Origin of the sequence: Fulvimarina thalattae, from assembly GCF_040239565.1 — a bacterium.
Taxonomy (GTDB): Bacteria; Pseudomonadota; Alphaproteobacteria; order Rhizobiales; family Rhizobiaceae; genus Fulvimarina.
Window position 1 is genome coordinate 513,462 of sequence record NZ_JBEHWS010000001.1, and the last position, 14,123, is coordinate 527,584.

The 14,123-nt window shown below is 63.1% G+C and carries 14 protein-coding genes; 9 read left to right on the forward strand and 5 right to left on the reverse strand.

Going from position 1 to position 14,123, the window contains the following annotated elements; translation table 11 throughout:
- Nucleotides 1-219 precede the first annotated feature (219 nt).
- From ABRA89_RS02410 to puuE, 5 genes are all read right to left on the reverse strand, one after another.
- The gene (locus ABRA89_RS02410) at nucleotides 220-924 is read right to left on the reverse strand and encodes an ABC transporter ATP-binding protein (RefSeq protein WP_349939844.1); all 705 of its coding nucleotides are present in this window, start codon (nucleotides 922-924) and stop codon (nucleotides 220-222) included.
- Entirely contained in the window at nucleotides 917-1,675 is a 759-nt protein-coding gene (locus ABRA89_RS02415) for an ABC transporter ATP-binding protein (protein WP_349939845.1), read from the reverse strand. Before ABRA89_RS02415 ends, ABRA89_RS02410 begins: the two co-directional genes overlap by 8 nt.
- Nucleotides 1,676-1,796: 121 nt before the next feature.
- Entirely contained in the window at nucleotides 1,797-2,288 is a 492-nt protein-coding gene (locus ABRA89_RS02420) for an ureidoglycolate lyase (protein ID WP_349939846.1), read from the reverse strand.
- 177 nt (nucleotides 2,289-2,465) lie between these two features.
- Complete coding sequence (gene alc, locus ABRA89_RS02425; RefSeq protein ID WP_349939847.1) at nucleotides 2,466-3,494, reverse strand: allantoicase; 1,029 nt, start codon at nucleotides 3,492-3,494, stop codon at nucleotides 2,466-2,468.
- On the reverse strand, nucleotides 3,491-4,963 hold the full coding sequence (gene puuE, locus ABRA89_RS02430) for an allantoinase PuuE (RefSeq protein ID WP_349939848.1): 1,473 nt from the start codon (nucleotides 4,961-4,963) through the stop codon (nucleotides 3,491-3,493). Before puuE ends, alc begins: the two co-directional genes overlap by 4 nt.
- A 391-nt stretch (nucleotides 4,964-5,354) precedes the next feature.
- Between puuE and ABRA89_RS02435 the strand changes: the two genes are divergently transcribed.
- From ABRA89_RS02435 to xdhC, 9 genes are all read left to right on the forward strand, one after another.
- Nucleotides 5,355-6,026 (forward strand): DUF1236 domain-containing protein, encoded by a 672-nt coding sequence (locus ABRA89_RS02435; protein ID WP_349939849.1) that lies wholly within the window; start codon nucleotides 5,355-5,357, stop codon nucleotides 6,024-6,026.
- Nucleotides 6,027-6,180: 154 nt separating this feature from the next.
- Complete coding sequence (locus ABRA89_RS02440) at nucleotides 6,181-6,843, forward strand: CDP-alcohol phosphatidyltransferase family protein (RefSeq protein WP_349939850.1); 663 nt, start codon at nucleotides 6,181-6,183, stop codon at nucleotides 6,841-6,843.
- Nucleotides 6,840-7,463 (forward strand): lysophospholipid acyltransferase family protein, encoded by a 624-nt coding sequence (locus tag ABRA89_RS02445; protein WP_349939851.1) that lies wholly within the window; start codon nucleotides 6,840-6,842, stop codon nucleotides 7,461-7,463. Before ABRA89_RS02440 ends, ABRA89_RS02445 begins: the two co-directional genes overlap by 4 nt.
- Entirely contained in the window at nucleotides 7,463-8,401 is a 939-nt protein-coding gene (locus ABRA89_RS02450; RefSeq protein ID WP_349939852.1) for a phosphatidate cytidylyltransferase, read from the forward strand. Before ABRA89_RS02445 ends, ABRA89_RS02450 begins: the two co-directional genes overlap by 1 nt.
- Nucleotides 8,398-8,937, forward strand: coding sequence for a hypothetical protein (locus ABRA89_RS02455; RefSeq protein WP_349939853.1), 540 nt, complete (start codon nucleotides 8,398-8,400; stop codon nucleotides 8,935-8,937). The genes ABRA89_RS02450 and ABRA89_RS02455 overlap by 4 nt, the downstream gene beginning before the upstream one ends.
- A 73-nt stretch (nucleotides 8,938-9,010) precedes the next feature.
- Nucleotides 9,011-9,379 (forward strand): hydroxyisourate hydrolase, encoded by a 369-nt coding sequence (gene uraH, locus ABRA89_RS02460; protein WP_349939854.1) that lies wholly within the window; start codon nucleotides 9,011-9,013, stop codon nucleotides 9,377-9,379.
- Nucleotides 9,380-10,882: a xanthine dehydrogenase small subunit gene (xdhA, locus tag ABRA89_RS02465; RefSeq protein ID WP_349939855.1), complete on the forward strand. Its 1,503-nt coding sequence runs from the start codon at nucleotides 9,380-9,382 to the stop codon at nucleotides 10,880-10,882. It abuts the gene before it with no gap.
- A complete protein-coding gene (gene xdhB, locus ABRA89_RS02470) occupies nucleotides 10,882-13,299 on the forward strand; it encodes a xanthine dehydrogenase molybdopterin binding subunit (RefSeq protein ID WP_349939856.1) in 2,418 nt (805 codons plus the stop codon). Before xdhA ends, xdhB begins: the two co-directional genes overlap by 1 nt.
- Complete coding sequence (xdhC, locus tag ABRA89_RS02475) at nucleotides 13,296-14,102, forward strand: xanthine dehydrogenase accessory protein XdhC (protein ID WP_349939857.1); 807 nt, start codon at nucleotides 13,296-13,298, stop codon at nucleotides 14,100-14,102. The genes xdhB and xdhC overlap by 4 nt, the downstream gene beginning before the upstream one ends.
- Nucleotides 14,103-14,123: the final 21 nt, after the last annotated feature.

Sequence of the window (14,123 nt, forward strand, 5' to 3'; positions counted from 1 at the left end):
CCTCGAAATGCAGTCGTCACGGGTCCTGTTTTTGTTGTCGGGTCGTGACGCCGCTTGTCAGGAAGGAATGAGGCGCGCCGGCGGGAGCTGTCGCGCTTCACGTTTCGTCGAGCGTCTTAGCGGCTCGTATCGTCGTGTTCGCGCGGCGCGCCAGACGCTCGCTTTGGCTCTGTCAACGTCATTCGCATTTCCTCCCGGGATCTTTTGGAATCCGGCGCGTCAGACGCCGAGATAGCCTGTGATCTTTTCCCTGTTGTTGGCGATCTCCGCGCGCTCGAACCGGTCGACGACCTCGCCATGCTCGATGACATAGTGAATGTCGCCCATGCGTTCGGCGAAGCGGAAGTTCTGTTCGACGAGGAGGATGGTGAAGCCCTCGTCCTTGAGGCGTTTGATGATCTCACCGATCTGCTGGACGATGACCGGGGCAAGGCCCTCGGTCGGCTCGTCGAGCAGGAGGAGTTGCGCTCCCGTGCGCAGGATCCGGGCGATCGCGAGCATCTGCTGCTCGCCGCCCGACAGCTTGGTACCCTGGCTGTTGCCGCGCGTCTTGAGGATCGGAAAGAGCTCGTAGACCCGCTCTTCGCTCATGCCGCCATCGGCGATCACTGGCGGCAATTGCAGGTTTTCCTTCACGTTGAGCGAGGAGAAGATGCCGCGTTCCTCGGGGCAGTAGGCGATGCCCTTCCTCGCGATCTGGTTGGAGGAGAGCTTGATGATCTCCGTCCCTTCATGGACAACCGAACCGATGCGGTTCTTGACCAGACCCATGATCGAGCGCAGCGTCGTCGTCTTGCCCGCGCCGTTGCGGCCTAGCAGGGTGACGATCTGGCCCTTGGGAACGGAAAATTCGATGCCGTGCAGAATGTGGCTTTCGCCGTACCACGCCTGCAGGTTCTTGGTCTGAAGAAGCGTCTCAGTCATCTGCTTCGCCCATATAGGCCGAACGGACCTCCCGGTTCTGGCTGACCTCGTCGTAGCTGCCTTCGGCGAGCACCGCGCCCAATTGGAGCACCGTGATCTTGTCGGAGAGATCGGCGACGACGTTGAGATTGTGCTCCACCATCAGCACTGTGCGTCCCTTGGCAACCTGGCGGATGATATCGGCGACGCGCTGGACGTCGCCCGTGCCCATGCCGGCCATAGGCTCGTCGAGCAGCATCACCTTGGGTTCAAGCGCAAGCGTCGTCGCAAGTTCGAGAAGGCGCTTGCGGCCGTAGGGCAATTCCGTGGCAAGCACGCCCTCGGAATCTTCGAGACCCACCTGGGTGAGAATCTTCCGGGCGTCCTCGTTGAGGACGTCGAGGCGGGATTCGGATTTCCAGAAGTGGTAGGAATTGTGCATCCGCCGCTGGAGGGCAACGCGGATGTTTTCAAGAAGTGTCAGATGCGGGAAGACCGAAGAGATCTGGAATGATCGCACCGCACCCTTGCGGGCGATCTGCGCCGGCTTTTGCGAGGTGATATCCTTGCCGTTCAGAAGTATAGTGCCGCTCGTCGGCTCAAGGAACTTCGTGATAAGGTTGAACATCGTCGACTTGCCGGCCCCGTTCGGGCCGATCAGCGCGTGGATGGTGCCGCGCTCGACTTTCAGGGAAACGTCGTCAACCGCCGTGAAGCCTTTGAACGTCTTGGTCAAATTACGCGTCTCAATGGCGTAATCGGCGCTCGACAATCGCTACTCCTCCCAAAGCTCGAATCGTCTGTTGTCGGCGATCTAACAAGGTTCTGAGGAGAACGTCAAAGCCTTGACGTTCCTGTCGATCTCCTTACGCGCTATCGCACATCGGGCTGGTTCAGCCGGTGATCTCGAAGGCGGTTTCGTAATCGGCTTCTTCGAGGTTCTCGCCCTCGCCGCCGCGATCGACCACGAGAAAATCGGAAACGTCCTGAAGTGACAACAGTGGGTGGTGCCAGACATTGCGATGGTATGAGACACCCTGGCCCGGCGCGGCGAGAAAGGCGACCGGCTCGCCCGGCTTTCCGCTCTCGTCAGGCGCGACGACCACGAGATAGGGGCGCTCGGAAAGCGGCATGAAGGCCTGGCTGCCGAGCGGATGACGCTCCATCATCACGATCTTGACCGGGAAATCGAAGGGCTTGCCGCGAAAAATCGAAATCAGCGTATGACCGCCCTCGGCGGCGACATCGACGGGTGCGATGTCGTGAAAGCGCGTCGTCGTGCCCTTGTTGATGAGTCGGATTTCCGAGGCGTTGTCGGTCTCGATGACCTCGCCGAACGAACGGAAAGCATCGGCGGTGAGGGGGATGGGGGTGAGGGATCTCATGGTCACGCTCGCTTGGTGCTTTGCTTGGGTCGTCACTCCGGCACCTGAGCCGGGGCCCATGCCTCTGGCCTCGCGGGACATTCGCTGTCCCCATCGCCCCCCCGTCAGAGAGGAGTGGCCGCTGGAATCGATCCCGGCTCGGGGCCGGGATGACAAAGGTCAGGCGGCTCTTTCCAGTTAGCTGCTCTTCTTCCCGAAAAGCCGCAGCCGCGAGACGCCGCCATCCGGGAAGATGTCGAGGCGGACGTGGTTGATGGCGCCGTGGCGTTCGATGTCACGGCCTTCGATCGTCAGTTCGGTATCGGCCTGGAGTTTGGTCGAAGTCACGATTTCCGGCCAGAGAGAGGAGAGGGCCTCGATCTCGCTCTGAACAGGGTTATCGGAAAGCGTAGCGCCGCGCAGGGTGAAGCGGTCGGGGTAATTGCCCTTGAAGTGCTTGGTGTCGATCAGGATGCGATCGATCGTACCGGGATGGCCGAGGCGGATGACGCACCAGTCGTTGCCGGGCGTGCGGCGGCGGGCGGTTTCCCAGCCATCGGCCATGACCGGCGCGGTGCCGGGAGCGAGCATGTTGGCGGGCGCGCCATAATGGGCATCGTTCCAGGCGATCGCCGAGCCGCCGTTCACGAGGGCCGCGAGATCGATGGTCTCGTCTGCGCCGACCTCGCTCCAGTCCTTCTCAACGATACCGTAGACCCTGAGGCGGGCGACGCCGCCATCGGGGAAGATGTGGAGGCGCAGCCAGCGTGCGGTGACGGGCGCGTCGAGCCGGACGAGATTGTGGGAATCGCCCTGGAGTGCACGTTTGCCAACTACAGGCGTCCAGTCGTTCTCGCCCGGCTCGCCCGGCGTGTCAGCCGCTTCGATCTTGGCCTCAGGCGGGAAATTGCCGGTGAAGAAGGAAGTATCGATATCCACCGCCGCGATCGTGCCGCGCTGGCCAAGGCGGATGACGGCGTGGTCGTGGCCCGGTACGCGCTTGCGGCGGGATTCCCATCCGTCCATCCATTTTCCGTGATCGTCGAATCGGTCCGGATAGAAGAGCGGCGGTTCGGGCGAGATCATTCGCGACTTGTCTGCGAAGAAATCATCGGTCGCGAAAGTGACTTCCGTGCCGAGGCGCGGATGCGCGAGATCGACATATTTTCTGAGAAGCTCGGGCTCTTCGGCAAGCGGTGTGGGGGTGAGGAAACGCTCGGAACTCATGTCTTGTCCTTGGCCGGCGACCCGGCATGGTTGTTTTCGAAGATCGCGGCGATGCGGAAGGCGGCGATCTGCTCGACCTCGCGGCAGGCCGTGTTGAACTCTGCTTCACGGTTGTTTTCGAGGCGGGTCTCGAAGGCGGCGAGGATGTCGTCCTTCTTTTTGCCCTTGACCGCGATGATGAAGGGGAAGCCGAAACGCGTGCGATAGGCGGTGTTGAACTCGGTAAAGCGTTTGAACTCAGCCTCGCTCAGACGGTCGAGGCCCGCTCCGGCCTGCTCGGCTCTGGAATCTTCGGTGAGATCGTCCGCAACGGCCAGCTTGCCGGCAAGATCAGGATGGGCCTGAAGAACGAGCTGCCGCTCGCCTTCGTCGGCAAGGCGGAATTCCCGTGCCATGCCTGCGGTGAGCGTTTCCGCGGTGTCGAACGCCGGGGAGAGGCCGAAGTCGTAGACGCGCTCGGCAATGAAGGGCGAGTGCTCATAGACGCCGCCGAAGAGGGAGACAAAGGCTTCGCGTTCCATCCGGCTCGGCCGGAACCGGGCCTTGTAAGGAAAGTGTGAGCGCCAGTGTTCCGCGATTTCGATACGCTTTGCCACCCATACATCGGGCTTCGACTGCACATAGTCGAGGAATTTCGCCAAAGCGGCCGCGCGTGAGGGACGCCCGACCAGACGGCAGTGGAGGCCGATATTCAGCATCTTGGCCTGGCCGGCCTCGCCCTCTTCATAGAGCGTGTCGAAGGCATCCTTCAGAAAGGTGAAATACTGTTCGCCCGAATTGAAGCCCTGGGGCGTCGCGAAGCGCATGTCGTTGGTGTCGAGCGTATAGGGAATGACGAGGAGCGGGTTCGTCTCTGTCTCCTGCCAATAGGGCAGATCATCGGCATAGGCGTCGGAGGCATAGGCGAGGCCGCCGTTTTCGGCGGCAAGCTCCAGCGTGTGGACCGAGGAGCGGCCGGTATACCATCCCTTGGGCTTTTCGCCGGTGACCGCCTCATGGATCGCAATCGCGGCAGCCATGTGCCCGCGCTCGGCGTCTCGGTCGAAATCCTTGTATTCGATCCATTTGAGTCCGTGCGAGGCGATTTCCCAGCCCGCCTCCTGCATCGCGGCTACGGCGGCCGGGTTGCGGGCAAGCGCCGTCGCGACGCCGTAGACGGTTACCGGAAGTCCGCGCTCGGTGAACATGCGGTGGAGCCGCCAGAAGCCGGCGCGCGCGCCGTATTCGTAGATCGACTCCATGTTCATGTGGCGCTGGCCTTCCCAGGCGCTCGCGCCGACGATTTCCGACAGAAACGCTTCGGACGCCTTGTCACCGTGCAGGATCGCGTTCTCGCCGCCCTCTTCGTAATTGACGACGAACTGGACGCAGATCTTGGCGGGACCGGAGCCGTTCGGGTTCGGCCATTGCGGGTCGGGTGGGTGGCCGCCATAGCCAATGAGATCGCGGGGGTAGGGATAAGCAGTCATGGAGCACCGGTGGAAACGGTCGGAGCATCCTCCTAGCCCATCGGCACGGACCACCGCAACGGTACTCGAAGCCTGCGTGGAAGCCCCCGAGGAGGTCCCTTGCCACCAAGATGAAGTGAGCCTGAAAAGATGAGCCGGGAACGAAGTTGTTAACGGCGACGGCTTTTTCGAGGAAATATTACGGTGAATTCTTGTTCGAGCTGCCTGGAAACAGGCCGGATTTGCCGCGGAAAGCCCGCTGAACCATGGGGTTGAGCAATATGAACGGAGGATGAACGGACTTAATAGTTGTTGTTCATCAAAAACTTGGGAACCGAACCCCATGCTCCGATCTTTTCCCGTCGACCCGCCGCGAATGACGACGGCGGAAACAATATCGGAGTATATCTCTATGAAACTTCTTCGCACCACTGCTCTCGCAGCGGGTGCCGCCTCGATCGCGGCCCTCCTTGCAACCCCGTCCATGGCGCAGTCCGCCGTGACCTCGACCACCGATCTCAATGTTCGCGCCGGACCGGGCTCCAATTACGAAATCGTCGGTGTGATCCCGACCGGCGAAGCAGCCACGTTTGACGGTTGCACCGAAGCCGGCAGCTGGTGCCGAGTGACCGTGAACGGTACGCAGGGCTGGGCCGCTGCGCAGTATCTGACCACGGACGTTCAGGGCGAGCAGGTCGTCGTCGTCGAGCGCCGTCAGGCCGCCCCGGAAGCGGTTCCGACCGTCACCTATGAAGACGATGGTGGTACAGGCGAAGTCGCCGGTGCTGCCGCTGGCGCCACGATCGGCGCACTCGTCGGTGGTCCCGTTGGCGCAGCCGTCGGTGGCGGTGTCGGTCTTGCGGCCGGTGCGGCGCTCAATCCGCCTGACGCACGTGTCGAGTACGTTCGGAGCAACCCCGTCGACCCGGTCTATCTCGAGGGCGAGACGGTCGTCGGCGCCGGCATTCCCGAGAACGTTCAGCTCAATGCGGTTCCGGAATACGAGTATGAATATGCCAATGTGAACGGGCAGCAGGTTCTGGTCGATCCGAACACCCGTCAGATCGTCTACATCGTTCGCTGATCTTTCAGCGTTCCCATCCGGTTAAACCAACGGGCGTCCTTCGGGGCGCCCGTTTTGGTTGTCCTCAGCATTTTTCCTTCCCAGCATCGCGTGGGCGCGGCGATTGGATTATCTAGCCCCTGCGACAAAAGAGGCGTTCGGGGAGAGCAGCGGTTTGCAGGCAGACCAAAACGAAAATGCAAAGGCGGAGGGCGCCCGCCGCCCGCTGGCCTCGCGGCAGACCGGCTGGGCGTCCGCCGCCCTTCGCATCCTCCTGAAGACCGGACTTTCCGCCAATCAGATCTCCTTCATCGGTATCATCTTTTCCGCGATTGGTGCAGCCGCGATGCTCTATGCGCCGGGCATGGCGTTGCTCTGGCTCCTCGGTGCGCTTTGCATCCAGCTCCGGCTCATGGCCAACATGATGGACGGGCTCGTCGCTGTCGAAGGCGGGAAGGGTGGGCCAACGGGCGCGATCTGGAACGAGGCGCCGGATCGGATCGAGGATAGTTTGTTTCTCGTCGCCTTCGGCTATGCGATCGGCTTTGGCTGGCTCGGTTGGCTTGCCGCGCTTCTGGCGGCGCTCGCGGCCTATACAAGGCTCCTCGGCGGAACGCTGGGCCTTCCGCAGGACTTCGTCGGCCCAATGGCCAAGCCCCATCGGATGGCGGCGCTAACGCTCGGCTGCGTGATCGCCTTCGGTGAGACGATGTTCACCGAGGCCTATCTCCTTTCCGCCGTCCTCCTCTTCGCCATCGCGCTCGGAACTGCATACACGATAGCCCGACGGCTGATGCGCCAATCGAAGGCTCTGACGAACGGACAGGGCCGCCGATGATCGCTTTTGTCCGCATCCTTTTCATCGCCCTGACGCGGTTTCTCATCGGCGGGCATGGCCGCTGGGTGGGGTCGCAGCCGACCACGCAACAGCGCATCTATTTCGCCAATCACGGTAGCCATCTCGATACGATCGTCCTCTGGGCGTCCCTACCGCCCGCGCTTCGCTCGGTGACCTCGCCTGTCGCCGCCAAGGATTATTGGGGCAAGGGAAAACTCCGCCGCTTCATCGCCCTCGACATTTTGAAATGCGTGCTGGTCGACCGGAAGGCCGAGGAGGGCAGCGATCCGCTCGCCCCGCTCAATCAGGCAATTGAGGACGGACGCTCGCTGATCATCTTTCCCGAGGGTACGCGCGGCGACGGAAGCGAAATCGCGCCGTTCAAGTCGGGACTCTACAATCTCGCGCAAACCCATCGACACGTCGAGCTGATCCCCGTCTTCCTCGACAATCTCTCCCGCGCCTTTCCGAAGGGAGCATATCTGCCGGCGCCGATCAGCTGCACGGCCCGCTACGGCGCGCCGATCGCGCCGATTAGCGGGGAAGACAGGCGGGAATTCCTGACCCGAGCCCGCGAAGCCGTCGTCGCGCTCGGCAGACCGGAAGGAGAGGACGCCTGATGGATATGCGCATCTTCATTCTCCTCGGCGGTGTTGTCCTCATCCTCGTCGCCGGGTCGATCGCCAGCGTCGTCCTCGGCAAGCGCGCGGAGACGGACGCGATGAAGGCGACCGTGCGCAATCTCTCCGAGCGCGTGAAAGCCTGGTGGGTCATGGTCGCGATCTTTGCCGCGGCCTTCCTGCTCGGGCCGGCGGTGACGCTGATCCTCTTCGCGCTCACCTCATTCTACTGCCTGCGAGAGTTCATCACGCTCACACCCACGCGGCCGGCTGATCACCGGGCGGTGGCGACGGCCTTCTACGTCTTCATCCCGCTGCAATACTGGCTGATCTGGATCGACTGGCAGACGCTGTTTTCGATCGCGATTCCGGTCTACGCCTTCCTGCTCTTGCCCGTTCTGGCCGTGCTTGCCGGTGAGACCGACCACTTTCTGGAGCGGACCTCGAAGGTGCAGTGGGGGCTGATGCTGACGGTGTTCTGCATCTCCCATGCGCCGGCGCTTCTGCTCCTCGATATTCCGGGGCATGAGGGCGAGAACTTCCTCTGGCTGTTCTTCCTCATCGCGGTCGTACAGCTTTCGGACGTCCTGCAATACGTGTTCGGCAAGCTCTACGGGAAGCGGAAGGTCGCACCGCGCGTTTCGCCGTCCAAGACCTGGGAGGGACTTATCGGCGGCGGTCTCTCCGCCTCTCTCATCGGCGCGGCACTCTTCTGGATCACGCCGTTCGGTCCACTTCAGGCCTTCGCGATGGCACTCGCCATCGTGATCGCAGGCTTTTGCGGCGGGCTCGTGCTCTCGGCGATCAAGCGCTCGATGGGCGCGAAGGACTGGGGCACGATGATCGAGGGCCATGGCGGCGCGCTCGACCGGATGGATTCGGTCACCTTCGCCGCGCCGATCTTCTTCCATCTCACGAACTACTTCTTCGTTCCATGATGATGGTTCTCTTCGCCGCGCTTTGGGGCTTCGGGGAGGCAAGCCTCTTCTTCGTGGTGCCGGACGTGCTGATCTCATTCGTCGCGGTGCGATACGGACTCACCAAGGCCCTGATGCTCGGTGGGTTTGCAGCTCTCGCTGCTGCGATGGCGGGCGCGTTCATGGCCTATTGGGGCGCGAGCGACGCAGAAGCCGCGATCGCCATGCTGGCGCAGATCCCGGCGATCGAAGAAGCGCTGATCGAGGCGACGCGGACGCGGCTCGCGGAGGACGGATACTGGGCGGTGCTCTCCGGCGCGGTCACCGGCGTTCCCTACAAGATATTCGCGGTGCTCGCCGGTGAGGCGGGCTGGTCGATCTTCGCTTTTGCGCTGATCTCGATTCCCATCCGCTTCTGCCGCTTCGCCTTGACGGCCGCCCTCGCGGGACTCGTGGGGCGCATTCTCGTCGCCGGGATCGGCATGCGCTGGGCGCTTGCTGCTCTCTGCGGGTTCTGGATCCTGCTTTACGCCTATTATTTCAACGCAATAGGATAGCACTTCATCCTCTTGCGGCAGGCCCGCGTTGCGGTGCATCATCGCACTTTGAGAAGACGAAGCGAGGCGCTTGATGGCGGGCGAAGACGGCGGCACCCTGACGACCCATGTGCTGGACACGGCAACCGGACAGCCGGCGAGGGGGCTTGCGATCAAGCTCTACCGCCTCGGCTCCAGCGGCGCACGCGAGAAGATCGCCGACGTGACGACGAACGGCGACGGCCGCTGCGACGGGCCGATCCTCGGTACGGATGATTTCCAGATCGGGCTATACGAACTGGTCTTCGAAGCCGGGGCCTATTTCGATGGCCTCGACCTCGACCTGCCCGATCCGAAATTTCTCGACGATGTCGTCATCCGCTTCGGCATGAGCGAGCACACCCATTATCACGTGCCGCTGCTGATCTCGCCCTTTGGCTATTCCACCTATCGGGGGAGCTGAATGGCATCCGAGAGCAACCAGCCGATCCGCTTTCTCCTCAATGGCGAAGAGCGCTCCGTCTCCGGGCTGTCTGCGACGACGACTTTGCTTCGATATCTGCGCGAAACCGAGCGGCTGACCGGTACCAAGGAAGGCTGCGCCGAGGGCGATTGTGGGGCCTGCACGGTGCTGATATCGGAAAACGATGGTCAGGGCGGGCTGAAGCGCCGGCCGGTGAACGCCTGCATCCAGTTCCTGCCTGCCATGAACGGCCGCGCGATCGAGACCGTGGAAAAGCTTGGCAGCCATCGCGGCGCGGATGGGGCCAAAGCTCTGCGCACGGCGATGGTGGAGGGCCATGCCAGCCAGTGCGGCTTTTGCACGCCGGGTTTCGTCGTCCAGCTATTCTCCGCCTGGGACGGTGGCAAGCTGACGGATCGCCAGACTGTGAAGGACCAGATTTCCGGAAACTTATGTCGCTGCACCGGCTACGGCCCGATCATCGATGCGGGCGAGGCGCTGGCGAAGCTGCCAAAGCCCGACACACTGGGCGAAGATCTGGCGCTCGCGAAACGCCTCGGGGCTATCCAGAGCGGCGCGATCTTCCGCTACGAGGCTGAGAGCCCCGGCGGTCCGCAGCTCTGGTTCGCACCGGAAAACGTGGACGATCTCGCCGACACCTATGCAGCCCATCCCGACGCGACCCTCGTCGCGGGGGCGACGGATGTGGGGCTCTGGGTGACGAAACAGCACCGCGATCTCTCCGTCCTGATCGATGTCTCGAAAGTGCGGGACATACAGATGATCGAGGAGCGGCTGGGCGTCCTTTATTTCGGGGCTGGCGTTACCCATGCCGAGGCACTGGAAACGCTCGCTGACATCCATCCCGACCTCGGTGAGATGATGCGCCGCTTCGCCGGCTCGCAGATCCGCAATGCCGGGACCGTCGGCGGCAATATCGCGAACGGTTCGCCCATCGGCGATCTGCCGCCCTGCCTCATCGCCCTCGGTGCGCGGGTCTACCTGCGTAAGGGTGACGATATACGCGTTCTCGATCTGGAGCGCTTCTTCATCGAATACGGCAAACAGGATCGCGCGCCGGGCGAGTTCGTCGTCGCGCTGGAAGTGCCGCGGCTGGAAGATAACCAGCGCTATTTCGCGCACAAGATATCGAAGCGTTTCGACTCAGATATCTCCGCCGTCATGGCTGCCTTCCGGCTGACCTTTGATGGGGAGAATGTGAGCGAAGCCAGGCTTGCCTTTGGCGGGATGGCCGGGGTGCCTAAGCGGGCAGAACATGCCGAGGCCGTGCTTCTTGGCCGGCCGTTCGATGAGGCCGCGGTGCGCGAGGCTCAAATCGCGCTTGCCGAGGATTTCCAGCCGCTGACGGATATGCGGGCTTCGAGCGGATACCGGCTGAAGACGGCGCAGAACCTGCTGGAGAGGTTTCGGCTGGAGCTAGGCGAGAAGAAGCCGGCGCGGATTTCTGCGTTCGAAACCGGTGAAGCGCAGGGAGCGGCCTGATGGACGAAACCCGCATCCAGGATCGCTCCGGCGCAGGCGAGCCTTCCGCCGCCGAACTCGACGAGCGCAGGCCGACCCACGAACGGTCGATCAAGGGCGGCGTCCATACCAGGCACATCCACGACAGCGGCGCGAAACACGTCTCCGGCATCGCGCGCTATATCGACGATGAACCGGAACTACCTGGCACGCTGCAGATCTATATTGCCATGAGCGAAAAGGCCCATGCGCGCATCCTCTCACTCGATCTCTCCAAGGTCCGAGCGGCTCCCGGCGTCGCCTGCGTCCTGACCGCCGACGATATCCCCGGCCAAAACGACTATTCGCCTGTGTTTGGCGACGATCCGATCTTTCCGCCGACGAGCGGGCCAGAGGCCATAGTACAATATATCGGCCAGCCCATTTTCGCCGTCGCGGCTGAGACCATCGATCTCGCGCGGCGCGCGGCGAAGCTTGCGGTCGTAGAATACGAAGAGCTTCCGGCCGCGATCTCCATCGAACAGGCGTTGGCCGCGGCCAAGGAGGCCGGCAACGATCTTCTCGACCCGCATGAAATGCGGATCGGAGACGTCGATTCCGCGCTCGAGGCCGCCCCTCACCGCGTCCTTGGCCGCTTGGCGGTCGGCGGTCAGGACCACTTCTATCTCGAAGGCCAGATCGCCACTTCGATCCCGCTCGAAGACGGCGACGTTCTGGTGCGCTCCTCGACCCAGCATCCGTCCGAAGTCCAGCACAATGTCGCTAAGATGCTCGGCGTGCCGGACCATGCGGTGACGGTCGAGGTGCGGCGCATGGGCGGCGGGTTCGGCGGCAAGGAGAGCCAGCCGGCGCTTTTCGCGGCCGTCACCGCGCTTGCGGCGGTGAAGACCGGGCGGCCGGTCAAATGCCGGCTCGACCGCGACGACGACATGGAGATGACCGGCAAGCGCCACGAGGTCGAGATCGATTACGCGGTCGGCTATTCCGAGGATGGGCGCATCGCGGCGGGCGATTTCTCCCATCTCGTTCGATGCGGCTACTCGCGCGATCTGTCGGCCGCCATCGCGGACCGGGCGATGTTCCACGCCGACAATGCCTATAGCATCCCCGCCGCGCGCATCCTGTCGCGCCGGCTGAAGACGCATACCGTCTCCAACACCGCCTTTCGCGGCTTCGGCGGGCCGCAGGGCATGGTGGGCATCGAACGCGTGATGGACCGGATCGCCTTCGAGGCGGGGCTCGATCCGCTCGATGTACGCAAGGCGAATTTCTATCCGTCTTTCGACTCAGGCGCGGAGCCGGGTGTGACACCCTATCATATGCCGGTGACGGACTCGATCATTTCCGAAGTCGTCGACGAATTGGAGGCAACATCGGACTATCGCGCGCGCCGCGACTCGATCAGCCAGTTCAATGCGAAAAGCCCGATCCTTAAGAAGGGCCTCGCCCTGACGCCGGTGAAGTTCGGCATCTCCTTCACCACCAGCCATCTCAATCAGGCCGGCGCGCTTGTTCATGTCTACAAGGATGGCTCGGTTCACCTGAACCATGGCGGCACGGAGATGGGGCAGGGCCTCTTCGTCAAGGTCGCCCAGGTCGTGGCCGAGGAATTCCAGATCGACATCGATCATGTGAAGATCACCGCGACGACCACCGCCAAGGTGCCGAACACCTCCGCGACGGCGGCCTCCTCGGGCTCGGACCTCAACGGCATGGCGGCGCAAGCTGCGGCGCGCACGATCAAGAACCGGCTGATCGACTATGCGGTCGCCCGCTACAACGTGCCGAAGGAGCAGGTGGTGTTCGCGGCGAACCGCGTCTTGATCGGCAACGAGGAGAAGCGCTTCGCCGATCTGGTGGGCGAAGCCTATCTCGCGCGCATCTCGCTCTCTTCGACCGGCTTCTACGCAACGCCCGGCATCCACTACGACCGTCAGAGCGCGAGCGGCGAGCCCTTCTACTATTTCGCCTATGGTGCGGCCTGCTCGGAGGTCGTGGTCGACACTCTGACCGGCGAATACAAGCTTATCCGCGCCGATATCCTGCATGATTGCGGCAAGTCCCTGAACCCGGCGATCGACCGGGGCCAGATCGAAGGCGGCTTCATTCAGGGCATGGGCTGGCTGACAACGGAGGAGCTGTGGTGGAACGAAAAGGGTCGGCTGATGACCCATGCGCCCTCCACCTACAAGATCCCAACGGCCAATGACCGGCCGGACGATCTGCGCATCGCCATCTGGGAAAAGGGTGAGAACCGCTCCGACACGATCTACCGTTCAAAAGCGGTCGGCGAGCCGCCCTTCATGCTGGCGATCTCCGTGTTCTCGGCCCTGACCGACGCGGTAATCGCGGCCGGCGACGGCAAGGGCTTCCCCGATCTCGACGCGCCGGCGACGCCGGAGCGGGTGCTGAAGGCGATAGAGGGGGTGAGGGGGTGAGCCAAGACGCTGTCCTCGTCACCATCACCCGCACTTACGGCTCGACGCCTCGGGAGGCGGGGGCGTCGATGATGGTTACCGCCGATGGCCTGGAGGATACGATCGGCGGCGGGCGGCTGGAATTCGATGCGATCGAGACAGCGCGGCGGATGCTGGAAACCGGAGAGTTGCGCGCGGAGCGATCGGTGCCGCTTGGGCCTGAAATCGGCCAGTGCTGCGGCGGTCGCGTTGATCTTCTTTTCGAGCATGCCGATGATGCAGTCATGGCCCGCAAGCGCGAGGAAGCGGCGGACCGGGAGGCCGAGCGGCCTCACGTAGTCCTGTTCGGTGCGGGGCATACGGGCCGTGCGATGGCCCAGGCGCTCGCGCCCTTGCCACTCAACATCACGCTTATCGACACGCGCGCCGAGACGCTCAAGGCCCTCCCCGAATCGGTCCGCACTGTCGCGGCGGCCATGCCGGAATCGATGGTCGCCGAGGCGCCGGCCGGCGCTGGCTTCGTGGTGATGACCCACGACCACGCGCTCGATTTCCTGATCGCCGCCGAAGCGTTGCGTCGGCGCGATGCGGCCTATATCGGAATGATCGGTTCGGCGACGAAGCGGGCGCGGTTCAAGACTTATCTGGAAGAGATCGGCCGGGAACCCGATATCGGGCGGCTGACCCTGCCTCTGGGCGGCTCGGCGCTGCGCGACAAGCGCCCGGAAGTGATCGCCGCGATGACGGCGGCCGAGCTCTGTGCCTGCCTTCTTTCCGATCAACAGAAAACGGTGCCCGTTCGCTTGGCAGATGCGGTTTTGTAGTGCCATAGTGCGGCGAACGAA